20 protein-coding genes are annotated in these 22,745 nt (G+C 68.2%); 11 read left to right on the plus strand and 9 right to left on the minus strand.

Features of this window, described 5'->3' with window-relative positions:
• The first annotated feature begins 8 nt into the window (after positions 1 to 8).
• The 3 genes from purB (at position 9) to OIM94_RS16680 (ending at position 4,528) form a co-directional block, all read left to right on the plus strand.
• Positions 9 to 1,325: an adenylosuccinate lyase gene (gene purB / locus OIM94_RS16670; protein WP_264607797.1), complete on the plus strand. Its 1,317-nt coding sequence runs from the start codon at positions 9 to 11 to the stop codon at positions 1,323 to 1,325.
• Between the two features lie 89 nt (positions 1,326 to 1,414).
• Positions 1,415 to 1,960, plus strand: a complete 546-nt coding sequence (locus OIM94_RS16675) for a biliverdin-producing heme oxygenase (protein ID WP_264607798.1) — start codon at positions 1,415 to 1,417, stop codon at positions 1,958 to 1,960.
• Positions 1,961 to 4,528: an HWE histidine kinase domain-containing protein gene (locus tag OIM94_RS16680; protein WP_264607799.1), complete on the plus strand. Its 2,568-nt coding sequence runs from the start codon at positions 1,961 to 1,963 to the stop codon at positions 4,526 to 4,528.
• 54 nt (positions 4,529 to 4,582) lie between these two features.
• Here the strand turns inward: OIM94_RS16680 and OIM94_RS16685 are convergent, their stop codons facing one another.
• Positions 4,583 to 5,068: a cupin domain-containing protein gene (locus OIM94_RS16685; RefSeq protein WP_264607800.1), complete on the minus strand. Its 486-nt coding sequence runs from the start codon at positions 5,066 to 5,068 to the stop codon at positions 4,583 to 4,585.
• Positions 5,069 to 5,135: 67 nt separating this feature from the next.
• Positions 5,136 to 6,029 (minus strand): LysR family transcriptional regulator, encoded by an 894-nt coding sequence (locus tag OIM94_RS16690; RefSeq protein ID WP_264607801.1) that lies wholly within the window; start codon positions 6,027 to 6,029, stop codon positions 5,136 to 5,138.
• Between the two features lie 126 nt (positions 6,030 to 6,155).
• On the opposite strand from OIM94_RS16690, the gene OIM94_RS16695 reads away from it, so the two are divergent.
• The 4 genes from OIM94_RS16695 (at position 6,156) to OIM94_RS16710 (ending at position 10,215) form a co-directional block, all read left to right on the plus strand.
• Entirely contained in the window at positions 6,156 to 7,205 is a 1,050-nt protein-coding gene (locus OIM94_RS16695) for an NAD(P)-dependent alcohol dehydrogenase (RefSeq protein ID WP_264607802.1), read from the plus strand.
• A 72-nt stretch (positions 7,206 to 7,277) separates the two neighbouring features.
• Positions 7,278 to 8,009, plus strand: coding sequence for a DNA repair protein RecO (gene recO, locus OIM94_RS16700; protein ID WP_264607803.1), 732 nt, complete (start codon positions 7,278 to 7,280; stop codon positions 8,007 to 8,009).
• A gap of 53 nt (positions 8,010 to 8,062) precedes the next feature.
• A complete protein-coding gene (gene leuB / locus OIM94_RS16705; RefSeq protein WP_264607804.1) occupies positions 8,063 to 9,115 on the plus strand; it encodes a 3-isopropylmalate dehydrogenase in 1,053 nt (350 codons plus the stop codon).
• On the plus strand, positions 9,112 to 10,215 hold the full coding sequence (locus OIM94_RS16710) for a glycosyltransferase (RefSeq protein ID WP_264607805.1): 1,104 nt from the start codon (positions 9,112 to 9,114) through the stop codon (positions 10,213 to 10,215). Before leuB ends, OIM94_RS16710 begins: the two co-directional genes overlap by 4 nt.
• A gap of 189 nt (positions 10,216 to 10,404) precedes the next feature.
• On the opposite strand, the gene OIM94_RS16715 is transcribed toward OIM94_RS16710, so the two are convergent.
• The gene (locus tag OIM94_RS16715; RefSeq protein ID WP_264607806.1) at positions 10,405 to 11,523 is read right to left on the minus strand and encodes an NADH:flavin oxidoreductase; all 1,119 of its coding nucleotides are present in this window, start codon (positions 11,521 to 11,523) and stop codon (positions 10,405 to 10,407) included.
• An 84-nt stretch (positions 11,524 to 11,607) separates the two neighbouring features.
• Positions 11,608 to 12,912 (minus strand): phospholipid carrier-dependent glycosyltransferase, encoded by a 1,305-nt coding sequence (locus tag OIM94_RS16720; protein ID WP_264607807.1) that lies wholly within the window; start codon positions 12,910 to 12,912, stop codon positions 11,608 to 11,610.
• A gap of 126 nt (positions 12,913 to 13,038) precedes the next feature.
• Here OIM94_RS16720 and OIM94_RS16725 point away from each other — a divergent pair, with 126 nt between their 5' ends.
• Genes OIM94_RS16725 through OIM94_RS16740 form a run of 4 tightly spaced genes read left to right on the plus strand, consistent with a single transcriptional unit; the run spans position 13,039 to position 17,036 of the window.
• Entirely contained in the window at positions 13,039 to 14,247 is a 1,209-nt protein-coding gene (locus OIM94_RS16725; protein ID WP_264607808.1) for a trans-sulfuration enzyme family protein, read from the plus strand.
• The gene (gene apaG / locus OIM94_RS16730) at positions 14,244 to 14,648 is read left to right on the plus strand and encodes a Co2+/Mg2+ efflux protein ApaG (protein WP_264607809.1); all 405 of its coding nucleotides are present in this window, start codon (positions 14,244 to 14,246) and stop codon (positions 14,646 to 14,648) included. The genes OIM94_RS16725 and apaG overlap by 4 nt, the downstream gene beginning before the upstream one ends.
• On the plus strand, positions 14,645 to 15,439 hold the full coding sequence (locus tag OIM94_RS16735; RefSeq protein WP_264607810.1) for a LysR family transcriptional regulator: 795 nt from the start codon (positions 14,645 to 14,647) through the stop codon (positions 15,437 to 15,439). The genes apaG and OIM94_RS16735 overlap by 4 nt, the downstream gene beginning before the upstream one ends.
• A gap of 28 nt (positions 15,440 to 15,467) precedes the next feature.
• Complete coding sequence (locus OIM94_RS16740; RefSeq protein ID WP_264607811.1) at positions 15,468 to 17,036, plus strand: alpha/beta hydrolase-fold protein; 1,569 nt, start codon at positions 15,468 to 15,470, stop codon at positions 17,034 to 17,036.
• A 3-nt stretch (positions 17,037 to 17,039) separates the two neighbouring features.
• On the opposite strand, the gene OIM94_RS16745 is transcribed toward OIM94_RS16740, so the two are convergent.
• From OIM94_RS16745 to OIM94_RS16765, 5 genes are all read right to left on the minus strand, one after another.
• On the minus strand, positions 17,040 to 18,101 hold the full coding sequence (locus OIM94_RS16745) for a hypothetical protein (RefSeq protein ID WP_264607812.1): 1,062 nt from the start codon (positions 18,099 to 18,101) through the stop codon (positions 17,040 to 17,042).
• Between the two features lie 77 nt (positions 18,102 to 18,178).
• On the minus strand, positions 18,179 to 18,958 hold the full coding sequence (locus tag OIM94_RS16750) for an ABC transporter ATP-binding protein (RefSeq protein WP_264607813.1): 780 nt from the start codon (positions 18,956 to 18,958) through the stop codon (positions 18,179 to 18,181).
• The gene (locus tag OIM94_RS16755; RefSeq protein WP_264607814.1) at positions 18,949 to 19,920 is read right to left on the minus strand and encodes a FecCD family ABC transporter permease; all 972 of its coding nucleotides are present in this window, start codon (positions 19,918 to 19,920) and stop codon (positions 18,949 to 18,951) included. Before OIM94_RS16755 ends, OIM94_RS16750 begins: the two co-directional genes overlap by 10 nt.
• A gap of 148 nt (positions 19,921 to 20,068) precedes the next feature.
• On the minus strand, positions 20,069 to 20,893 hold the full coding sequence (locus OIM94_RS16760) for an ABC transporter substrate-binding protein (RefSeq protein WP_264607815.1): 825 nt from the start codon (positions 20,891 to 20,893) through the stop codon (positions 20,069 to 20,071).
• Positions 20,893 to 22,743, minus strand: coding sequence for a TonB-dependent receptor plug domain-containing protein (locus OIM94_RS16765; protein ID WP_264607816.1), 1,851 nt, complete (start codon positions 22,741 to 22,743; stop codon positions 20,893 to 20,895). Before OIM94_RS16765 ends, OIM94_RS16760 begins: the two co-directional genes overlap by 1 nt.
• Positions 22,744 to 22,745 lie beyond the last annotated feature (2 nt).

Here is a 22,745-nt window from a genome sequence, read left to right on the forward strand (position 1 = left end):
GGAACGCCATGGTCCCCCGTTATGCCCGCGCCGCGATGACCGACATCTGGTCGCCCGAGACGCGCCTCGCCATCTGGTTCGAGATCGAGGCGCATGCCACGCAGGCGCTCGCCGACCTCGGCGTGGTGCCGCAGAGCGCCGCCAAGGCGCTGTGGGACTGGTGGGCGACCAAGCCAGCGATCGACGTCGCCGCGATCGACGCGATCGAGGCGGTAACCAAGCATGACGTGATCGCCTTCCTCACCTGGGTGGCCGAGCAGGTGGGCGAGGAAGCCCGCTTCATGCACCAGGGCATGACCAGCTCCGACGTGCTCGACACCTGCCTGGCGGTGCAGCTGGCCCGCGCCAGCGACCTGCTGCTGGCCGATATCGACGCGCTGCTGGAGGTGCTCGAGCGCCGCGCCCGCGAGCACAAGATGACGCCGACGATCGGCCGCAGCCACGGCATCCATGCCGAGCCGGTCACCTTCGGCCTGAAGCTGGCGGAGGCGCATGCCGAGTTCCAGCGCAACAAGGCGCGCCTGCTCGCCGCGCGCGCCGACATCGCGACCTGCGCGATCTCGGGTGCGGTCGGCACCTTCGCCAATATCGATCCCCGCGTGGAAGCGCATGTCGCCGAGAAGCTCGGCCTGTCGGTCGAGCCGGTCTCGACTCAGGTGATCCCGCGCGACCGCCATGCGATGTTCTTCGCGACGCTGGGCGTGATTGCCTCGTCGATCGAGCGTATCGCGGTGGAGATCCGCCACCTGCAGCGCACCGAGGTGCTGGAGGCGGAAGAGTATTTCTCGCCGGGCCAGAAGGGCAGCTCGGCGATGCCGCACAAGCGCAACCCGGTGCTGACCGAGAACCTCACCGGCCTCGCCCGCATGGTGCGCGGCTATGTCACCCCGGCGCTGGAGAATGTGGCGCTGTGGCACGAGCGCGACATCAGCCACTCCTCGGTCGAACGCTATATCGGCCCGGACGCCACGATCACGCTGGACTTCGCGCTCGCCCGCCTCACCGGGGTGGTCGACAAGCTGCTGGTCTATCCGGTGCGCATGCAGAAGAATCTCGATCGCATGGGCGGGCTGGTCCACTCGCAGCGCGTGCTGCTGGCGCTGACCCAGGCCGGCGTCAGCCGCGAGGATGCCTATCGCCTCGTGCAGCGCAACGCGATGAAGGTGTGGGAATCCGATGGCGAACTGTCGCTGATGGAACTTCTCAAGGCCGATCCGGAAGTCACTGCGGCACTTAGCCCGGACGTCATCGAAGAGAAGTTCGACCTCGGCTACCACTACCGCCATGTCGATACGATCTTCGCGCGGGTCTTCGGGGCGGCCTGACTTAAGGCCGATGCGGTCATAATGGAACAGATCCACGGGAGGCGGTTTTTGCTTGCCGTGGATCGCCGCCTCATGAAAAACCTGCCCGCATGAACACCGCACATCTTCGGTTGCGGGAGGCCACTGGCGCCGCGCATGCACGGGTCGACGCCCTGTTCGGCCGCTTCGACCTTTCCCGGCGCGACGATTATGCCGGGTTGCTCGCCGCACACGCCGAAGCGCTGATCCCGGTGGAGGCGCTGCTCGATCGCGACGGTGCGCAGGCCATCACCGAAGACTGGCCGCAACGCCGCCGCGCGGGTGTCATCCAGGTCGATCTCGACGCGCTGGGCATCGACATGCCGGAATCGGGCTCCGAAGAGGATGTCGCCTCCACGGCAGCCATGGCCGGCATGCTCTACGTGCTGGAAGGATCGCGCCTCGGCGGGCGGTTTCTCGCGCGCAGCATCCCGGAAACCTGGCCGCGGGCCTATCTGGGTAGTCAGCAGCCCCCGCATATGTGGCGGGAATTGCTGGTAAAACTGGATGCGCTCTTGTATGAGCCAGACACATTGGAAACTGCCGTAACCGCCGCCAACCAGACCTTCGGGCGGTTTGAGGCCGCCGGCGCGAAGTGGCTGGCGAAAGTAGTCTAAGTGGACGACGGCGTTTTTCAGGTCGATCTGACCAATTGTGATCGGGAGCCCATCCACCAGCTGGGGGCGATCCAGCCTTTCGGCTTTCTTATCGCCTTTTCCAGCGACTGGCTGATCAAGCGCGCGTCGACCAATGTCGACCAGCATTTCGATCTGCCGGCCGAGGAAATGCTCGGCACCCATGTCAGCGACTATCTCGAGGACGACGCGATCCACGCGCTGCGCAACCGGCTGACGCTGCTTCGTGGCGACGATGCGCTGGAGCGGATCTTCGGCATCAAGGCGTTGCGCACCCGCGCGCGCACCTACGACCTCGCGCTGCACATGATCGGCGACACGATCGTGGTGGAGGGGGAGCCCTGCACCTCGGATGCCGCCGGGGATGCGGCCAGCACGCTGCGGGCGATGATGGGGCGGCTGGACGAGAAGGAGACGATCGCCGACTTCTTCCGCGAGGGTGCGCGCCAGGTGCGTGCGCTGACCGGCTTCGACCGGGTGATGGTGTACCGCTTCGAGCGCGACGGATCGGGTGTCGTCGTGGCGGAAGCGGCGCGCAGCGGGATCGGCAGCTTCCTCGATCTGCGGTATCCGGCCAGCGACATTCCGCAGCAGGCGCGCAAGCTGTATCTGCGCACGCCGTTCCGGATCATCGCGGATGTCCATGCCGAACCGGTCAAGATCGTCCCGGGGCGGGACGAGTTCGGCGCACCGCTCGATCTTTCGCTGTCGGTGCTGCGCTCGGTGTCGCCGATTCACATCGAATATCTCAAGAACATGGGCGTGCGCGCCTCGATGTCGATCTCGATCATCGTCGAGGGCAAGCTCTGGGGTCTGTTCGCCTGCCATCATTATGGCGGCCCCCGCTGCCCGGGCTTCGAGCGGCGCTCGATGGCCGAGCTGTTCGGGCAGATGTTCGCGCTGAAGCTGGAAAGCCGCGAGCGCAAGGAGCTCTCCGCCTATGAAGCCGCGGCGCGCGCGACCAGCGATCGGCTGCTGGCCGCGGTGGCCGGCGATCACGGCCTGCTCGACGATCCCGAATGGCTGGGCAGCAAGCTGCGCGAAGTGGTGCCATGCGACGGCATCGCGATCTGGATCGGCGGGAAAGTGGCGTTCAGCGGCATCACGCCGCCACCCTCGTCCTTCGCCTCCATCACCCGACGCCTCAACGCGATGGCGGCAGGCCGGGTCTTCGCGACCGATCATCTCGCGGACGTGCTGCCGCAGGCGCAGGACTATGCCGATGTCGGCGCGGGGCTGCTCGCCATTCCGATCAGCCGCTCCCCGCGCGATTATGTGATGCTGTTCCGGCAGGAACTGGTGCGCACGGTCAATTGGGGCGGCGATCCGCACAAGCCGGTGGAATTCGGGCCGCACGGGGCGCGCCTCACCCCGCGCCAGAGCTTCGAGACCTGGAGCCAGGAAGTACGCGGCCGGTCGCTGCCGTTCACCGAGGTGGAACTGCGCGTCGCCGAAGTGCTGCGCGCCTCGCTGATCGAGGTGGTGCTGCGCCTGTCCGACGATGCGCAGGAGGAGCGGCAGCGGGCGTCCGAACGGCAGGAACTGCTGATCGCCGAACTGAACCACCGCGTGCGCAACATACTGGGGCTGATCCGCGGGCTCGTCCGCCAGTCGCGGGCGCCGGGGACCGACACCACCACCTATATCCGCATGCTCGAAGGGCGGATCGAGGCGCTGGCCCGCGCGCACGACCAGATCACCGAGGACAATTGGAGCCCCGCGCCGCTCGGGCGGCTGCTCCGCACCGAGGCGGCCGCCTATCTCGGCGGACGCTCGGGGCGGCTGGAGCAGGATGGCCCGATGGTGCTGCTGCGCCCCGCCGCCTTCTCGACGCTCGCGCTGGTGTTCCACGAGCTGATGACCAACTCGGCCAAATATGGCGCGCTGTCGGACAGCGGTACGGTAGCGGTGCGCTGGTGGCTCGATCCGGAAGGCGATTGCCGGATCGAATGGCGCGAACGCGGCGGCCCCGCGGTGCAGCCGCCGACCCGGCAGGGCTTCGGCACCACCATCATCCAGCGCTCGGTACCCTATGACCTGGGTGGCAAGGCGACGGTCCGCTATCCGCTGACCGGGCTGGAGGCGGAATTCTGCATTCCGGCACGGCATGTGGTGCTCGACGGCGATGCCGCCGCCAAGCACGCGCGCGACATCGAGGAACCGGTGGCCGCGCCCGTCGCCAGCGAGCTCCGCCCGATACTGCGGGGGCCGGTGCTGCTGGTGGAAGACAGTCTGATCATCGCGATGGACGCGGAGGACATCCTGCTGCGCCTGGGTGCGGAACGGGTGGTGACCGCGTCCTCCATCGCAGGCGCGATGGAGGAAATGGCCGCCGAGCGGTTCGACGTGGCGATCCTCGACGTCAATCTCGGCACCGAGACCAGCCTGCCGATCGCGGACCGCCTTCGCGCCGATGGCGTGCCCTATGCGTTCGCCACCGGCTATGGCGAGCAGCTCCAGCTCGATGCCGACCATGCCGGCGTGCCGGTGCTGCAGAAGCCCTATACCGCCATCAACATGGCGCGGATGCTGGAAGGCTTGCTGGGATAGAGCAGGCGGATCGCCACCCCTCGGCGCTTTCCGGCTGCCGAGGGGGCGGTGCGATCATTGTCCCTTGGGCAGCTTGATGCCCAGCAGCACCAGGCGTTCGCCGGTGATGCCGAACCAGTGCGGGACGCCGGCAGGCACGAGGATCACGTCCCCCGGGGCGAGCGCGCGGGTGGTGCCGCCCTCGATCCGGCTGCCTTCCACCAGCGTGGGGTTGCGCGTCTGCGGATCGGGCATGGTGCCTCCCGAGACGAGTGTGCCGCGCCCGTCGAGCACGATCGCATATTCGGCCTGATCGGGGTGGACCGCAGGCTTGCCGGGCTTCTTCCAGATCTCGATCGCGGCAATGTTGCTGCCGTCGCGGACCAGCGGCTTCCAGGCAAAGCCCTGATCCGGCTTCATCTCCGCAAGCATGGCCTCGAGCTGCGCACGAACCGCCTTGTCGCCCGCGAAGCCGGTCGGGTCCGCGCTCGTCTGGGCAGAGGCAGGGCCGGCAAGGGCAAGCAGCGGGGCCGCCGCAAGGGCGCTGAGCAGAAACTTCACGGCAACTCTCCCTGTAGATCGTTGAGAACGCGCGGCGTTCCTTCCGGCGCAGCCTGCCACATCGGCGTCAGCCCCGCCAGCGCAGCCGTTCGACCAGCAGCGCGAAGGCAGGCGTCGGCTGGCGACGGCTGGGGTAGTAGAGGTGATAGCCGGCAAAGGGTGGCGAGAATTTTGTCAGCACCGCCTCCAGCGCCCCGCTGGCCAGATGCGGTTGCACCACCGCATCGGGGAGGCAGGCGATGCCGAAGCCGTCGATCGCCGCCTGCAGGATCGGAAAGACCGAGGAGAAGGTGAGGGGGCCGTCCACCCGGACCTTGCGCTCCCGGCCCTCCTCCTCGAACTCCCAGGCGTAGAGCCCGCCATAGGTCGGCAGGCGCAGGTTGAGGCAGGCATGGGCGGTGAGATTCTCGATCGTCTCGGGCCTGCCCGCGCGATCGTAATAGGCGGGGGAGGCGACCGCCAGCATCCGGGCATCGGGCCCGATCGCCACCGCCACCATGTCCTTGGCGATGATGTCGCCGAAGCGCACCCCCGCATCGAACCGCTCGGCGACGATGTCGGTCAGCCGATAGTCGGTGTTGACCTCGACCCGAATGTCCGGGAACTCGCGCAGGATCGGCGCGAGGCGGGGCCAGAGCAGGGTCTGCAACGACAGTTCGTCGGCGGTGATCCGCACCAGCCCTGCGGGCTTCTCGCGCAGCGCACTCAGCGCGGCGACCTCGGCTTCGATCTCCTCCAGCCGCGGTGCGAGCGTCGCGAACAGTCGCTCTCCCGCTTCGGTGAGGTTCACGCTGCGGGTGGTGCGGTGGAGCAGCCGCAGGCCCAGCCGTTCCTCCAGGCCCCGCATCGCATGGCTGAGTGCGGACGGTGTGACGCCGCTCTGCGCGGCGGCCCGGGTGAAGCTGCGTTGGCGGGCGACGGCGAGGAAGGCGGCAAGCTCGGACAAATGCTGTCGATTCATTGCTGAATTCTATTCAGCACTGCATGCAGGTTCCAGTGGCTAATCGTGGGCAGGCTGCCGCACCATCTGTGCCCAGGAGGGGCCGCACGGCCCTGTGCCTTCACTCACCATCCAAGGGGACTCCGCATGGCCACCAAAGCCTATGGCGCCTACGCCGCCGACAAGCCGCTCGAGCCGATCGCCATCGAACGCCGCGAACCCGGCGCCCATGACGTGCAGATCGACATCGCCTATTGCGGCGTCTGCCATTCGGACCTGCATCAGGTCCGCTCCGAATGGGAAGGCACGCTGTATCCGTGCGTGCCCGGCCACGAGATTGTCGGCCGCGTGACGGCCGTCGGGGCGCATGTCGACAAGTTCGCGATCGGCGATCTGGTCGGCGTCGGATGCATGGTCGACAGCTGCCAGCATTGCGCCTCGTGCGACGAGGGGCTGGAGCAATATTGCGAGAACGGCTTCGTCGGCACCTATAACGGCCCGACCCCGGATGCGCCCGGCCACACGCTCGGCGGCTATTCGGAGCGGATCGTCGTCAGCGACAAGTTCGTGCTCAAGGTCAGCCATGGCGTGGAACAGCTTGCCGCCGTCGCGCCGTTGCTCTGCGCCGGCATTACCACCTGGTCGCCGCTGCGCCACTGGAAGGTCGGCCCGGGCCAGAAGGTGGGCATCGTCGGCATTGGCGGGCTCGGCCATATGGGCGTGAAGCTCGCCCATGCGCTCGGCGCCCATGTCGTCGCCTTCACCACCTCGGAGAGCAAGCGCGCCGATGCGCTGGCGCTGGGGGCGGACGAAGTCGTGGTCTCGCGCGATGCCGAGGCGATGGCGGCGCACGCGAACAGCTTCGACTTCATCCTCGATACGGTCGCCGCCAGCCACAATCTCGACGCCTTCACCACCCTGCTGAAGCGCGACGGCACGCTGACGCTGGTGGGCGTGCCCGAGCATGCACACCCGTCGCCCAACGTCGCGGCGCTGATCTTCAAGCGCCGGTCGATCGCCGGCTCGCTGATCGGCGGCATCGCCGAGACGCAGGAGATGCTCGATTTCTGCGCCGAGCACGGCATCGTCGCGGACATCGAGATGATCCGCGCCGACGAGATCGAGGCGGCCTATGCCCGCATGCTCAAGAGTGACGTGAAGTATCGCTTCGTCATCGACATCGCGTCGATGGCCTGAGGCACATGCGGGGGCGGCGTGTCCGTCGTCCCCGCATTTCCCTTTCCGCCGCGCACCTCCTACATCGCGGCGATGCATCTACGCGCCGACGCCATCCTGCTCAGCGTTCGCAACCACGGCGAGCATGGCGCGATCGTGCGGGCGCTGACGGAGCAGGACGGAGTGCAGCCCGGCTATGTCCGCGGCGGCCGGTCCCGCGCCCTGCGCCCCGTGCTGCAGCCCGCCAATCTGATCCTCGGCGAATGGCGGGCACGGACGGAGGAGCAACTCGCAGGCCTCACCGTCGAATTGCTGCACAGTCGTGCGCCCTTGTTCGGCGAGGCGCTGCCTGCCGCCGCACTGGCCTGGGTGACGGCGCTGACCGCCGCGACGCTTCCGGAAGGCCTGCCCTATCCCCGGCTCCACGCCGCGCTGGGCGGGGTGCTGGATGCGATCGAGGCGGCGCCGGCCGCGCGCGGCTGGGCGGTCGCGCTGGTGCGATACGAACTCCTGCTGCTCGCGGAACTCGGCTTCGGTCTCGATCTGGAACGTTGCGCGGTGACCGGCGCGACGGACGATCTCGTCTTCGTCAGTCCCAAAAGCGGAATCGCGGTGAGCCGGATCGGTGCCACGGGCTATGAAAATCGCCTGCTGGTCCTGCCGCCCTTCCTCACCGAAGGCGGCGCAGCGGACTGGGAGGATATCCTCGCCGGCCTGCGCCTGACCGGCCATTTCCTGGCGCGCGACCTGCTGATCGGCAAGGGCGCCGATCTGCTGGCAGCACGTGTCCGGCTGGTGGACCGCTTGTTGCGGGCGGTTGCATAAACCGGCCTCGGGCGGCTAAGCGGCGCCAGGTCTAGGTGCTGCGTGAGGTTCGGATGCCGCTGATTGCTGTTCTGCCGGGTGACGGGATCGGCCCCGAGGTCACGCGCGAGGCGCGCCGGGTGCTCGAGGCGCTGCAACTCGACCTGCAGTTCGAGGAAGCGCCGGTCGGCGGCGCCGGGTATCTCGCAGCCGGCCATCCGCTGCCGCCGGAAACGCTCGCGCTCGCCAAGCGCGCCGACGCGGTGCTGTTCGGCGCGATCGGTGATCTGCGCTTCGAGAAGCTGGAACGCCACCTGCGCCCGGAAGCCGCGCTGCTCGGCATCCGCCAGGCGCTCGGCCTGTTCGCCAATCTCCGTCCGGCCACGCTGTTTCCGGCCCTGGGCGATGCCTCGCCGCTCAAGCCCGAGGTGGTGAACGGCCTCGACATCGTCATCGTCCGCGAGCTGATCGGGGACGTCTATTTCGGCGAGAAGGGCCATCGCACCACGCCCGAAGGCCTGCGCCAGGGCTATGACGTGATGAGCTATAACGAGCAGGAAGTGGCGCGAATCGCCCGCGTCGGCTTCGAGATGGCCAAGCGCCGCCGCAAGAAGCTCTGCTCCGTCGACAAGGCGAACGTGCTCGAGACCTCGCAGCTGTGGCGCGATGTCGTCACCGCGATGGCATCGGAATATCCCGAGGTCGAACTGACCCACATGTATGTCGACAACGCCGCGATGCAGCTGGTGCGCGCGCCGTCCAGTTTCGATGTGATCGTCACCGGAAACCTGTTCGGTGACATTCTCAGCGATCAGGCGAGCATGTGCGCCGGATCGATCGGCATGCTGCCCTCGGCCTCGCTCGCCGCCTGGTCGGGCGCGAACGGCATGTACGAGCCGATCCACGGGAGCGCACCGGACATTGCCGGCCAGGGCAAGGCGAACCCTTGCGCCGCCATCCTTTCCGCGGCCATGCTGCTGCGGCACTCGCTGGCCGATGAAGCATCGGCGCAGCGCATAGAAAAAGCGGTTGCCGCAGCGCTCGCCAAGGGCGCGCGGACGGCCGATCTCGGGGGTACCCTTTCAACCACCGCCATGGGGGATGCGGTGTTGCTGGAGCTTCAGTGAGCCAATCTCTGCTCGACGTCGCGATCGTTATCCCCACGTTCAACGAACGCGCCAATGTTCCCCTGCTGATCGCCAAGCTGGACGCGGCCCTTGCCGGCCGCGCCTGGGAAGCGATCTTCGTCGACGACGACAGTCCCGACGGGACCGCCGATGCCGCGCGGGCGATCGGCCGCACGGATCCGCGCGTGCGCGTGATCCAGCGGATCGGGCGCCGCGGGCTTTCCTCGGCGTGCATCGAAGGCATGTGCGCCACCGCTGCGCCCTGCGTCGCGGTGATCGACGGCGACCTGCAGCATGACGAGACGCTGCTGCCCAAGATGCTGGATGCCTTGCAGGCGGATAGCAGCCTGGACGTGGTGATCGGCTCGCGCTTCTGCGAGGGCGGCTGCACCGGCGAATGGGACCGGGAGCGCGTCGCCAAGTCGGCCTTTGCCACCAAGCTGTCGCGCCAGGTGCTCAAGGCGGACCTGACCGATCCGATGAGCGGCTTCTTCATGATCCGCAGCGAGATCGCGCGTGATCTGGTGCCGAGGCTGTCGGGCATCGGCTTCAAGATCCTGCTCGACATCATGACCGCGAGCCCGCGGCCGCTCGCCTTCCGCGAGCTGCCCTATACCTTCCGTGTCCGTACCGAGGGCGAGAGCAAGCTCGATTACGTCGTCGCCATGGAATATCTGATCGCGCTGTACGATCGAATGTTCGGCAAGGTCGTGCCGGTGCGCTTCGCGATGTTCTCGGCGATCGGCGCGCTGGGCGCCGCAGTGCATCTGGCGGTGCTGTTCGTGCTGTTCCGGCTGGCCGGGCTGCCGTTCGTCACCGGCACGATCCTCGCGACGATCGTCGCGATGACGTTCAACTTCCTGCTCAACAACGCGCTCACCTATCGCGAGCGGCGGTTGAAGGGGGCGGGGGCGCTGCTGGCAGGCTGGGTAAGCTTCTGTTTCGTCTGCGGCGTGGGTGCGGCGGCCAATGTCGGGCTCGCGGCATTCCTGCACAATGTCCAGCATGGCGATTGGCGGCTGTCCGCACTGGCGGGAATCGCAGTCGCTGCGGTGTGGAATTTCGCGCTGTCGTCCCGGTTCGTCTGGGGGCGGTATTGAAACGAACTAAGCCCCTCCTCCTTGGAGGAGGGGCTGGAGGGAGGGATTCCGGAACGTAGGTTGGTCTCGGTGCGACAGAGCCCCACCCCAACCCCGCATCAGGTGAACAGCGCCCCGCGCTGTTCAGGCGCTGCTGGGGGCAGCGCCGACCTGATGCGCCTGAAGGGGAGGGGCTGAGTAGACGTCAGCTTACACCAGCTCCGCCAGCGCCGCCGGGCTGAAGCCCTTCAGTTCCTGGCCGGCACCGGCCTGGACCTTCTGCACCCAGTCCGGGTTGCTGATCAGCGCGCGGCCCACCGCGATCAGGTCGAACTCGTCGCGCTCCATGCGCTCGACCAGCTTGTCGAGGTCGCTATGCTCGGACGTCTCGCCGCCGAACGCCGCGATGAATTCGCCCGACAGGCCGACCGAGCCGACGCTGATCGTCGCAGCGCCGGTGAGCTTCTTTGCCCAGCCGGCAAAGTTGAGGCCGTTTTCGCCATCGACCTCCGGGAACTCCGGCTCCCAGAAGCGGCGCTGCGAGCAGTGCAGCACGTCCGCACCCGCATCGACCAGCGGCTGCAGCCAGGCGGCCATCTCGTCCGGCGTCGCAGCGAGGCGGGCGCTGTAATCCTGTTGCTTCCACTGGCTGAGGCGGAGGATCACCGGGAAATCCGGACCCACCGCCGCGCGCACGGCCTTCACCACCTCGACGGCGAAGCGCGAACGCTCGGCAATCGTGCTGCCGCCATAGCCGTCCTCGCGGGTATTGGTGCCTTCCCAGAAAAACTGGTCGATCAGATAGCCGTGCGCGCCGTGGATCTCGACCGTGTCGAAGCCCAGCCGCTTGGAATCCGCGGCGGCCTTGGCGAAGGCGGCAACGGTCGCCTCGATGTCCTGCTCGGACATCGCCACGCCGCGCGGCTTGCCTGGCGCGACGACGCCAGAGGGGCTCTCCACCGGCGCTTCCGGCTGCCAGTTGCGATCGGGACCGACCGTCGATCCGGTGTGCCAGATCTGCGGCGCCATCTTGCCGCCGGCGGCATGGACCTCGTCGATCACCGTCTGCCAGCCGGCCAGCGCGGCATCGCCGTGGAAGAAGGGGATGTTGGGGTGGTTGCGCGAGGCGGGGCGGTCGATCACCGTGCCCTCGGACAGGATCAGCCCTACGCCGCCCTCGGCGCGGCGGCGGTAATAGGCTGCGTTGGCCGCGCCGGGGACGCCTTCGGGCGCGAAGGTTCGCGTCATCGGCGCCATCACGATCCGGTTGGCCAGATCGAGCGACTTGATGCGGAACGGACGGAAGAGAACGTCGGTCGACGCGGTCATGGGAACTCCGTTGCGGTTTGAAACCGAAGCGAAGCTAGCGACTGCGGGGCCCGGTTCAAGATGGCCCCGCGCCCGCAACGAAATTTACCGCCAGCTGGGGAACCACATCCAATGGGCGAAGGCCTGCGCGTCGCTGAGCGGGGAGGCGGCAAGGATCGGGTAGAAATAGCCGAAGCACACCAGCGCGAGGGCGACATACCATTCTTCCCAGCCCCTGGCGCGCAGCCGGTCGAACTGATGGAAGGTCACCGGCAGCACCAGGCACAGGAACAGCCCGGAAAGGTGATAATAATAATAGAAGCCGAGCGACTTGGGGATGATCGCATAGATCCCCACCGAGAAGGTCCACAGCAGCGCGAGCACCAGCGGCCGCCAGGCATGGGTGCGGAACCACAGGACATAGCTGGCAAGGACCGCGACCAGCCCGCCCCACATGATCACCGGGTTGCCGATCAGCAGCACGCCGCGCTGCGCGCCGCGATCCCATTCGTAGAAGAACCAGATCGGCCGGAGCATGATCGGCCAGCTCCACCAGTCCGACTGGTAATTATGGTGGGGCAGCACCTGCGTCTGCGCGGCGTACATCTCCCGCTGCAGCGCGATCAGGCCGGCAAGGCCATCGGTCGCGCCGGTCAGGTAGAAGAAGGTCGGCGCAAAGGTCGCGAAATAAACTGTGATGCTGATCAGGCCAAGCAGGAGCACGCCGCCAGCGGTCGACAGGCCCGGCCAGTGCGGCTGCTCCGCGGATGCCAGCGCAGCGGCGAGCGGCCTCTTGGCACGCAGGCCGTCGCGCAGGCGGACGACGAACAGCGCGACGGCGATGGCGGCGATATAGGGTGCCGCCGACCATTTGACCGCGGTCGCCAGCCCCATCAGCACCGCGCCGATGCACCAGCGCCAACGCACCTGTGCAGGCGTGCCCCGCATCGCCCAGAGCAGGAACACCAGCCCCCAGAGCAGGAACGCGCCGAGGAACACGTCGAGCATCGCGGTCCGCGCCTGAACGAACAGGCTCTGGTTGAGCATTGCCAGGATCGCGCCCGTCACCGCCACCCGCATCCGCCCGCGCATCAGGATCCACAGGAAGGCGAACACGGCCAGCACCGTCGCGGTACCGGCGATCGTCGGCATCACGCGCCACCCGAAAGGATTGTCGCCCAGCAGGTCCATGCCCGCGCCGATCAGTTCCTTGCCGAGCAGCGGATGCTCGATGTTGCGCGGGCCGGAGAGCTCGATCAGCGCGTTGGCGGCGGGGACGTAATGCACCTCGTCGAACATGATCCCGCCCGGCCGGTCCAGATGGAAGGCGAACAGCAGCTGCGCGGCCATGCCGATCAGCAGGGCGACGAGCCAGGGGCGGGTGGCAAGGGCCGAAAGGCGGAGACGCATGGGGGTGGCGTAGCGGAGGCCGGGACGGATCGGAAGGGCATCGATCCACCAACGACCCCCATGTGCCGGGCAGGATCGATAGCCAAAAGGTTGACGCGCCGCCCCCAAGCGCCGCAAAGCAATCCCATGAAGCGTCGTACCGGACAGGATCCCAGCGTCACCCGTAACTGGAAGCCCGCGACTCAGGCGGTGCGCGGCGGTACCGCGCGCTCGGAGTTCGGCGAGACCAGCGAGGCGCTGTTCCTAACCTCTGGCTATGCCTATGATTGCGCAGGCGATGCCGCCGCGCGGTTCGCGGGCGAGCAGGCGGGCATGACCTATTCGCGTCTCCAGAATCCGACGGTGGAGATGCTCGAACAGCGCATCGCCCTGCTCGAAGGCGCCGAGGCGTGCCGGACCATGGCGACGGGCATGGCGGCGATGACCGCAGCGCTTCTCTGCCAGGTAAGTCAGGGCGATCATATCGTTCAGGGCCGGGCCGCCTTCGGATCGTGCCGCTGGCTGACCGACAGCCTGTTGCCGCGCTTCGGCGTCACCACCACGACGATCGATGCGCGCGATCCGCAGCAGTTCGAGGACGCGATTCGGCCGAACACCAAGATCTTCTTCTTCGAGACACCGGCCAACCCGACGATGGACGTCGTCGACCTCGAAGCGGTCTGCGCCATCGCCCGGAAGCACGGCATCGTGACGGTGGTCGACAATGCCTTCGCCACGCCCGCCCTCCAGCGCCCGATGGAGTTCGGCGCCGATGTCGTCGCCTATTCGGCCACCAAGATGATGGACGGGCAGGGTCGCGTGCTCGCCGGCGCGGTGTGCGGCTCCGAGGACTTCATCATCAACACGCTGCTCCCGTTCACCCGCAATACCGGCCCGACGCTCAGCGCGTTCAACGCCTGGGTGGTGCTCAAGGGGCTGGAGACGCTCGACCTGCGCATCCGCCGCCAGAGCGAGAATGCGGTGAAGGTCGGCAGCTTCCTCGAACAGCGCGTGCCCCGCGTGAACTTCCCGGCGCTGCCCAGCCACCCGCAGCACAATCTGTTCATGCGCCAGATGGCCGCGGCAGGCCCCATCTTCAGCTTCGAGCTGGATGGCGGCCGCGCCCAGGCGCACGCGCTTCTCGACGGGCTGGAACTGATCGACATTTCGAACAACATCGGCGACTCGCGCTCGCTGATGACCCATCCGTCCTCCACGACCCATTCGGGCCTGGCGGAGGAAAAGCGGCTGGAGATGGGCGTCACCGAGGGCATGATCCGCATCAATGTCGGCCTGGAAGATGCCGACGACCTGATTGCCGATCTCGACCAGGCGCTGCGAGGCGCCGGCCTGTGAAGGCGCTCTTCACCGACGAGGCGACGACGCGCGGCGTGGTCGTCCGCGTGTCGGTGTCGTACCTGCCGGAGCAGTCGGAGCCGCATCGCGGCCGCTGGTTCTGGGCCTATCATATCCGGATCGAGAATGAGGGGCCGGTGACGGTCCAGCTGCTCACCCGCCACTGGATCATCACCGACGGACGCGGCCTGCGCCATACGGTGGAGGGCGAGGGCGTGGTCGGGGAACAGCCGATGATCGCGCCGGGGGGCAGCTTCGACTATGTTTCGGGCTGCCCGCTTTCGACACCGAGCGGCTCGATGCAGGGGACCTACCACATGATCGCCGAGGACGGATCGGCGTTCGACGTCACCATCCCGCGATTTGCCCTGATCGCGCCGGCCGTGGCAGGCGAGCAATGAAGCGTACCCATCTTCCTTTGAACGGCATGCGCGTGCTGGATGCTGCCGCGCGCCATCTGTCCTTCACCCGCGCGGCGGACGAGCTGGCGGTGACCCCTGCCGCGGTCGGCCAGCAGATCCGTGCGCTGGAGGATACCCTAGGGGTCGTCCTCTTCCGCCGCACCACCAAGGGGCTGGAGCTCACCCCCGAAGCCGAAAGCGGCCTCGCCGCACTGCGCAACGGCTTCCTCCAGTTCGAGGAAGCGGTGCGGGCGATGCAGGCGGGACAATCCTCCAAGTCGCTCACCATCGCGGCGCCGCGCGACCTCACCGCCAAATGGCTGATGCCGCGCCTGTCCGATATCGCCCGCGTCGATCCCGACCTGCGCTTCGTGCTGGTACCGGCCGACGATGCGCTCGACTTCACCGAAGCCAATCTGGACCTCGCGATCCGGTGGGGCGAGGGCCCTGGCGAGCATGAGGGCGAGGCGCTGGAAAGCGACGGCATGGTCACGGTCGAGCGGCCCGGCGGCGGCAGCATCGACGTGCGTATCTCCTGGCCCGGCTGCATGGCCGAGGACGCCGGCTCGCTGGTTCGCGTAGCGGACGCGGGCCTCGCGATCGATGCGGCGGCGCAGGGGCTGGGGCGGGCGACCGTCCCCGAGCTGCTGGCGCGCGCCGATATCGAGGGTGGCCGCGTTGCGGTAATCGGCGAGCCCAAGGCATCGCGACTCGGCTATTGGCTGGTCGCGCCGCTGCCGCAGTGGCGGCAGAAGAAGGTGCAGACGCTGGTGGAGGTCCTGGGGGGCTGAACGCTTCTCACGCATGAGGGGAACGGAGATGCGGACGGCGGCGGTACTTCTGGGCGCGGCGCTGCTGGGGGCGGCGGCCCCCGATCCGGTTACTGTACCCGTGACCGTTGCACCCGGCTTGGCCACGCATGCTTCCGGTCGGCTCATCGTGTTCGTCGAAAGAGCGGACGGCCCCGACACGCCCGGCGGCCGAATCGATTTCTCGCCCTTCGCGCCGAGCAGTGCCTCGATCGCCGCACGCGAGGTCGTCGATCTCCAGCCGGGGCGCATCGCCACCGTCGACGGCGAGACCGATGTGTTTCCGGCGCCGCTCTCCGCGCTGCCTGCCGGCACCTACCGCGTGCAGGCGGTGCTCGATCGTAACCACGACTATCCATATGGCGGCCGGGGGCCGGGGGATCTGGTCTCCAAGACCGTGACCTTCACGCTGCCGGGTAGGTTGCCGGTCGTCACGCTCGACGCGGAACTGCCCGCCGAGGCGGACGAAGGCCCGGACCTCGCGCATGTCGCCCCGGCCACGCGCGCGAAGCTGGCGCCGGTGCTGGGCAGGGTGCAGCCGGTGGATGTCCGCAGCACGGCATTGTCCGCCTTTCGCGGCACGCCAATCTCGGTCCGCGGCTGGGTGGCGCTGCCTCCGGGCTATGACGGCAAGGCGCGGTTTCCCACCGTCTACAGCGATGGCGGATTCGGCAGCACGCTTGCCTATGCGCGGATCAGCGCACTGATGACCGCGGCCGACATGGCCGAGGGCGTGTCGCCGCCAATGATCTGGGTGTTCCTCGATCACAGCGGCCCGACCGGCACCCACGAATTTGCCGACTCGGCGAATACCGGCCCCTGGGGCAAGGCGCTGACCGAAGAAGTCATTCCTGCGCTTGAGTCCCGCTATGCCATGGATGCCAAGCCCGGCGGCCGCTTCCTTACCGGGCACAGCTCGGGTGGCTGGTCGACGCTATGGCTGCAGGTCCGCTATCCCAAGCTGTTCGGCGGCAGCTGGCCGACCTCGCCCGACCCGGCGGATTTCCACGATTTCACCAATGTCGACCTCTACCGTGCCGACGCCAACTTCTATCAGGACGCAGCGGGCAAGCCCGTGCCGATCGTGCGGATGGACGGCAAGGTGGTCGCTACCACCGAGCAGTTCGCACGGGCCGAGGCGGTGCTGGGGCCCGCGGGCGGACAGCTGGCTTCGTTCGAATGGGTGTTCAGCCCGCGCGGTGCCGACGGCAAGCCGGTGCCGCTGTTCGATCGGGCCTCGGGCAAGATCGATCCCGCCGTGGCCGCCTATTGGCGCGATCATTTCGACGTGGCGCACATCGTCGTGCGCGATGCCGCGCGGCTCAAGCCGGACCTCGCCGGCAAGCTGCACCTGACCGTGGGCACGGCGGATACCTTCTATCTCGATGGGCCCGCGCGCCGCCTGGAAGCGGCGATGCGCGCGGCGGGCATTCCGGCACGCTTTACCTATCTGCCGGGCAAGACCCATTTCGATCTGTTCGCCCGCGACGGCGATCGCTCCGCGCTGCTGAAGGACATCGCCTGGCAGATGTATGCGATCGCCCGTCCGGGCGCGGTGCGGCGCGCAGCCACGCCCTAGGCGTTATTGCGGGCGGATGTTGATCGTCTTGCTGCCGCGATCCACGGACGAGACCGGCTGGGTTCGTGCGATCGCCTGCATCACCATGTCGGGTGCAGGCAGGCGATCGAAGGCGGGGAAGGTGAAGGTCTTGTCCAGAGTCGCCAGCGTGACCGCGAAACCGGGCTTCTTTTTCTGGTCCAGCTGAAGTTCCGGATGGACGGAGATGGTGCGGCCGGCATCGCCCAGGGCGATGATGTAGCCGTCCGGACTCCGCGATTCGGCGCGGTAGGTGCCCATGGTCGGCGTTCCCGTGCCCTCGCGGCACAGCGTTGCGGGCGCCGCTTCCGGGGCTGCCTTGTCGGCCTGGTCGGTCTTTTCCTTGTTTGCCGCGGCCATCGCGAGGAGGCTGCCGAGCAGGCCGGCCGTCATGTCCGGCTTCTGCATCTTCGCCTTCCTGTCATAGGCGAGCGTCGTGGCACAGGGCTGGATCGGCACCGCTGGCGGCGCATCGGCAGCGTGCGCCGGCCAGCCGAGCCCGGCGATCAGTGCCGACAGCGTCGCATCAAGCTGGGCCGGAGCCTGCTCGACGGAGCTGATCCGCAGCACTACCAGCCATTCGCCCAGCGGCAGCACCGCCACGCCCGTCGCGGCGTAGGGCGGCTTGGAGGGCGTGTAGAATCTCCGCAGCGCGCTGGCGGCGGTGCCGCCGGGAATGGCGAAGCTGCTTGGCGTCCCGGTCGGAGCCGCCGTCCCATAGGCGTCACGCTGCAGGATCTGCGTCTCGACGCGATCGAACCATAGCGGCACGCTCATCAGCGCCGGGCGGAACAGGTAAAGCGTCGCCTGTGTCCGGTCGACGTCACCGAACTGCACGGCGATGTCGAGTTCGCCTTCCCCCAACGCCGAGATCTCGGTGCGGGGCAGGCCGGCGGGGGCCTGCGGAACGATCAGCCCGGTCTGCGCGTGCTGCCATTTCTTGTTGGCGGGGACGTCCAGCGTCGCCTTCTGCGCCTGCACGCCCGGTGCCAGAGCGGCGGTGCATGCCAGCAGGGCAAAGCCTGCCACGATCGATCGACGGCCCATTTTCCTCTCCCCCAAAGATAGCAAACGACTAGTACCGACAGTTGAGACGATCCGCCACCTCCCCCGGCGAAGATGTCTCAGCCCTTCACGCGGCCGATCGGCACCGGCAGCAGCCGGCCCTGGTCATCACCGATCACCATCACTTCCACGCCGAAGGCCTCGCGCAGCGGCTGGTGGGCGAGGGCGGCGGCTGCCGGCCCAAAGGCGACCGGACGACCTTCGCGCAGCAGCAGCACGTCATCGGCGGCGCGGGCGGCCTGGACCAGGTCGTGCAGCACGATCACCACCCCCATGCCGCCTGCCGCCAGCGCGCGGAGGCGGTCGAGCAGATCGAGCTGGTGGACGGGGTCGAGGCTGGCCAGCGGCTCGTCGGCGAGCAGCCACTGGGGCTGGCCGGCCAGTACGCGGGCGAGCAGCACCCGCGCACGCTCGCCGCCGGAAAGCTGGGTGACGAGTCGGTCTGCCAGCGGGCGGACACCGGTCGCCTCGATCGCGTCGTCGATGGCGGCGTGGTCTTCGCCGGACAGGCCGGCAAAGGGGGCGCGGTGGGGCAGGCGTCCCAGCGCGATCAGGTCCGCCACGCGCAGGTCCCAGTGCACCGTCGCTTCCTGCGGCAGATAGCCGATGCGGCGGGCGCGTTCGCGAGGCTCCAGCCGGGCAAGCAGCGTGCCGCCCAGCTTCACCTTGCCGGCATCGGGATCGAGCAGTCCGGCGAGGGTTCGGACCAGCGTCGACTTGCCCGATCCGTTGGGGCCGAGGATCGCGGTGACCCTGCCGGGGCGCAGTACGGCGTCGATGCCGTGGAGCACCCGGCGCCTGCCCAGGCTGACGGTGAGTTCGGAGACGCTCAGTTCCATGTCGACCGCCGGAGCTTGAGAAGCAGCACGAAGAAGAAGGGCGTGCCGAGCAGCGCCATCGCCACGCCCAGCCGGATCTCGCCGGCGCCGGGCGACAGGCGCACCAGGCTGTCGGCGGCGAGCAGCAGCGCAGCGCCGCCCAGTGCACTGGGCAGCAGCAGCGCCGAGGGGCGGGCGCCGGTAAGCGGGCGCAGCAGATGCGGGACGATCAGGCCGACAAAGCCGACCACGCCCGTCACCGCCACGCTCGCGCCGACCGCGAGCCCGGTGCCGAGCACGACGAGCAGTTGGGTGCGCTCCAGCCGCAGGCCCATCGACCGGGCGGCCGCTTCGCCCAGTGTCAGCCCGTCGAGCGCGCGGCCCGTGGCGAACAGCACCGCGCAGCCGAGCATGATGAACGGTACCGCCAGGTGTACCTCGGCGAAGCTGCGGTCCGTCAGCGCCCCCATGATCCAGTCGAGAATCTCGGCGGTGGCATAGGGGTTCGGCGAGATCGAGATGAGGAAGCTGGTCAGCGCCCCCCCGAGGCTGGCGAGCACCGACCCGGCAAGGATGAAGGCGACCGCGCTCTCCGCGCGCCAGGCAAGCGTGGCGAGCAGCAGCATCGATCCGCACGCCGCCGCCATCGCGCAGGCAAACAGCACGAGTGGCGCACTGCTGCCCAGCAGCACGATCGAGGCGACGGCTCCCAGCGCGGCACTGGAGGAAACGCCGACCACGGCAGGATCGGCCAGCGGGTTGCGCAGGAAGCCCTGCAGCACCGCGCCCGACAGGCCCAGCGCCGCGCCGATGGCAAGGCCCAGGATGGCGCGGGGCAGCCGCAATTCGGCGATGATCCACCAGCGCGGGTCCTGGCTGAACCAGGCGGAGAACGGCACCCAGAACTTGCCCGCCATCAGCGAGCCGGCGAACAGCAGCGCCACCAGCAGGGCGAGGGCGAGGTTGAGGACGAGACGGTTCATGGATGACGCTCCGTCGATCCTGCTACGCCTCGGTCCGGCGACCTCCCGGCGAAAGCCGGGATCCATTCGCCCTTCGGTATCCGCAAGAGCCGCAGCGCCGACCTCGATGGATCCCGGTTTTTGCCGGAATGACGGTAAGGATGGGCTGTCATCGAACACTCCGGCGAATGGTAGCGAGGCGGGCGAGGGCGGCGGGTATCACCGGGCCCCCGCAATTGACCAGGTTGCGCGCGAACTGCGCCTGGGTGACCCGCATCCCCGTCTCCGCGATGGCGCGCTTGCGCAAGGTGGCCGCGCGCGAGTCGCTGTCATGGGCGGCGCCCTCGGGGGCAAGCATCACCCGCGGGGGATCGGCGATCACCTGCTCCATCGGCAGGTGCGCGGTATGGGTGAGGCCATAATGCGCCGCCTGGTTCGAAAAGCCGGCATGGGCCATCAGGTCGTCGAGCAGCGTCGCGCCGCCGGTGACGAGGTTGCCGCCGATCCACAGCAGAGCAGGGGCGGGCGGCCCCTGCCAGCGCGCGGCGGCAACGGCGGCGTCGATCCGGGCATTGAGCGCCGCGCCCTTGGCAGGCTCGCCGACTGCCGCCGCAAGCTCGGTCACCTGCGCCTTGCTTTCCTCGATAGAGGGCGGGATGCCGACATACAGCACCTTCAGCCCGGCACGTGCGAAGGCCTCGCGCGTGGAGGGCGGTGTGAAGCTGCTGGCGATCACCAGATCGGGCTTCATCCCGATCACTTCCTCGGCCGTGCCGTTGTTACCGCGGAATCGGTGCGCCACCTCGAGCGGGATCGAACTGGAATCGGCCCGCATCGAATAATGGCTGATCGCGGCGATGCGGGAGGCCGGCACCAGCTCGACCAGCACCGCATCGGCGCAGGGGTTCATCGAGACGATGCCTCCGCCACCGGCGGACGGGGGCGCCGCGCAGCCCACGAGCCCCAGGCAGGCGAGCAGCGCGGCGCCGCGCATCACTGGAAGCGGATCCGCACGCCGCCATAGGCGGCGCGGCCATAGGTGCCGTATCCGGTGATCTGCTGGTAGCGCACATCGCCGATATTATCGACGCGGCCATAGACGGACAGGATTTTCGTCACCGGCATCTCCGCGCGCAGGCCGGCAAGCGCATAGCCGTCGATCGGCGTGGTGTTGCCGGCGTCGTTGAAGCTGTCACCCACCATCGTCACCGTGCCGCCGATCGCCAGGCCGAAGGGGAAGCGATAGTCTGCCGAGACGCTGGCGGTGTCGCGCGGGCGACGCGGCAGATCCTTGCCAAGCGCGCCGGCGCTGCGGTTCTCGGCATAGACATGCGTGACGCTGGCGCGCACGGTGAGGGCCTTTACTGGCTGCAGCACGCCTTCCAGTTCCACGCCCTCGGCACGGGTCTTGTTCAGGTTGTAATAGCTCGAGGTCGCGAAGTTATAGTCGATCTGATTGTCGGCATCGCGGTGGAACCAGGTAACGCCCAGTGCGACCTTGCCGCCGGCCAGCATCTGCCGCGCACCGGCCTCGTAGCTCTTCGCCGTTTCCGGCCGGAGCCCGGCAAAGCCATAGGCGCTGTAGAGCTGGTACAGGGTCGGTGCCTTGAAGCCTTCGCCATAGCTGGCATGGAGCAGCGTGCCGGCGGTGGCGCGCACCGCGAGATCGGCGTTCCAGGTCCAGTGGCCGCCGAACTGGTCGTGATCGTCGTGCCGCACGCCGCCGGTGACCGTGACCGGATCGAGCGGGGTGACGATCGCCTGCCCATAGACGCTGGTGATCCCCACCGAGCGGCGCCCGGCGCTGCCAAAGCCCTCGTCATAGCGGATGCGGCTGTCCTCATGCTCGGCGCCGAAGACGAGGCGGAGCTGCTTGGCCAGCGTTGCATCGCCCTGATAGCTGTAGCGTTCGGCGCGGCCGCGATAGCGGTAGGCGACGCTATCGTTGGCATAATAACCGTCGCGGGTGATGTCGGAGAGGGTAAAGCCCAGCCGGCTGCGCAGCGCGCCCCCCAGCGCTTCGTTGGTCAGGCCGGCATAGCCGTAGATTTCCCGGGTCTTGGCGTATTCGCCGGTATCGCCGAACGCATAGGTCGGCGGGGCATAGCCGTCGAGATCGATCTTGCTGTCGGCAAAATAGCCGCGCAGGTCGAGGGCGAGGTTATCGGCCAGCTTGACCTGCACGTTGCCCGTGGCGCCCAGCTGGCGATAGCCATCGGCTTCCTTGCCGTTCGCTGCCGCCGAGATGCCGTCGGTGGTGAGATAGCCGGCGGTCAGGCCTGCGGTGATCCGGTCGTTGCCGCCAGCGATCGCGGCGTTGCCGTCGAACGTGCCGAACGATCCGCCCTCGGCGTTGGCGCGGACCTTCAGGCCCTGTGCGCCCTGCAGCGTGGTCACGTTGACGACGCCGCCGATCGCCTGGCTGCCCCAGATTACCGAACTGGGTCCGCGCAGGACTTCGACGCGCTCCACCGAGCCGGCGAGCAGGCTGGCAAAATTGTAGGCGCCGCCCGTGGCGGAGGGGTCGTTCACCCGGACGCCGTCGATCAGCACCAGCGTCTGGTCGCTCTGCGCGCCCCGGATGCTGAGTGCGGTTGCGGTGCCGAGCCCACCATTGCGGACGACGGTGATGCCGGGGGTGGTGGCGAGCAGATCAGACAGGGCGACGCTCTGGCGCTGCTCGATCTCGGCTCGGTCGATCACGGTCACCGAGCGGCCGACGGTATCGGCGCGCTGTGCGACGCCGCTGGCGACGACGACGATCTGCGCGTCGTCGCTCTGGGCATGGGCTGCCAGCGGCGCGAGCGCGGCCGTGGCGACGAGAGAAAGCTTGAAGAACTGCATCG

Source organism: Sphingomonas sp. R1, from assembly GCF_025960285.1.
Lineage (GTDB): Bacteria > Pseudomonadota > Alphaproteobacteria > Sphingomonadales > Sphingomonadaceae > Sphingomonas.

What these genes read in the sequence shown, in the direction of transcription:
- OIM94_RS16725 (WP_264607808.1), top strand. Translation starts at nt 13,039, where the DNA reads ATGAAGCGTCGTACCGGACAGGATCCCAGCGTCACCCGTAACTGGAAG.
- leuB (WP_264607804.1), top strand. Translation starts at nt 8,063, where the DNA reads ATGCCGCTGATTGCTGTTCTGCCGGGTGACGGGATCGGCCCCGAGGTC.
- purB (WP_264607797.1), top strand. Translation starts at nt 9, where the DNA reads ATGGTCCCCCGTTATGCCCGCGCCGCGATGACCGACATCTGGTCGCCC.
- OIM94_RS16720 (WP_264607807.1), bottom strand. Translation starts at nt 12,912, where the DNA reads ATGCGTCTCCGCCTTTCGGCCCTTGCCACCCGCCCCTGGCTCGTCGCC.
- OIM94_RS16735 (WP_264607810.1), top strand. Translation starts at nt 14,645, where the DNA reads ATGAAGCGTACCCATCTTCCTTTGAACGGCATGCGCGTGCTGGATGCT.
- OIM94_RS16750 (WP_264607813.1), bottom strand. Translation starts at nt 18,958, where the DNA reads ATGGAACTGAGCGTCTCCGAACTCACCGTCAGCCTGGGCAGGCGCCGG.
- OIM94_RS16745 (WP_264607812.1), bottom strand. Translation starts at nt 18,101, where the DNA reads ATGGGCCGTCGATCGATCGTGGCAGGCTTTGCCCTGCTGGCATGCACC.
- recO (WP_264607803.1), top strand. Translation starts at nt 7,278, where the DNA reads ATGCATCTACGCGCCGACGCCATCCTGCTCAGCGTTCGCAACCACGGC.
- OIM94_RS16755 (WP_264607814.1), bottom strand. Translation starts at nt 19,920, where the DNA reads ATGAACCGTCTCGTCCTCAACCTCGCCCTCGCCCTGCTGGTGGCGCTG.
- OIM94_RS16765 (WP_264607816.1), bottom strand. Translation starts at nt 22,743, where the DNA reads ATGCAGTTCTTCAAGCTTTCTCTCGTCGCCACGGCCGCGCTCGCGCCG.
- OIM94_RS16690 (WP_264607801.1), bottom strand. Translation starts at nt 6,029, where the DNA reads ATGAATCGACAGCATTTGTCCGAGCTTGCCGCCTTCCTCGCCGTCGCC.
- OIM94_RS16740 (WP_264607811.1), top strand. Translation starts at nt 15,468, where the DNA reads ATGCGGACGGCGGCGGTACTTCTGGGCGCGGCGCTGCTGGGGGCGGCG.
- OIM94_RS16760 (WP_264607815.1), bottom strand. Translation starts at nt 20,893, where the DNA reads ATGCGCGGCGCCGCGCTGCTCGCCTGCCTGGGGCTCGTGGGCTGCGCG.
- OIM94_RS16715 (WP_264607806.1), bottom strand. Translation starts at nt 11,523, where the DNA reads ATGACCGCGTCGACCGACGTTCTCTTCCGTCCGTTCCGCATCAAGTCG.
- OIM94_RS16695 (WP_264607802.1), top strand. Translation starts at nt 6,156, where the DNA reads ATGGCCACCAAAGCCTATGGCGCCTACGCCGCCGACAAGCCGCTCGAG.
- OIM94_RS16675 (WP_264607798.1), top strand. Translation starts at nt 1,415, where the DNA reads ATGAACACCGCACATCTTCGGTTGCGGGAGGCCACTGGCGCCGCGCAT.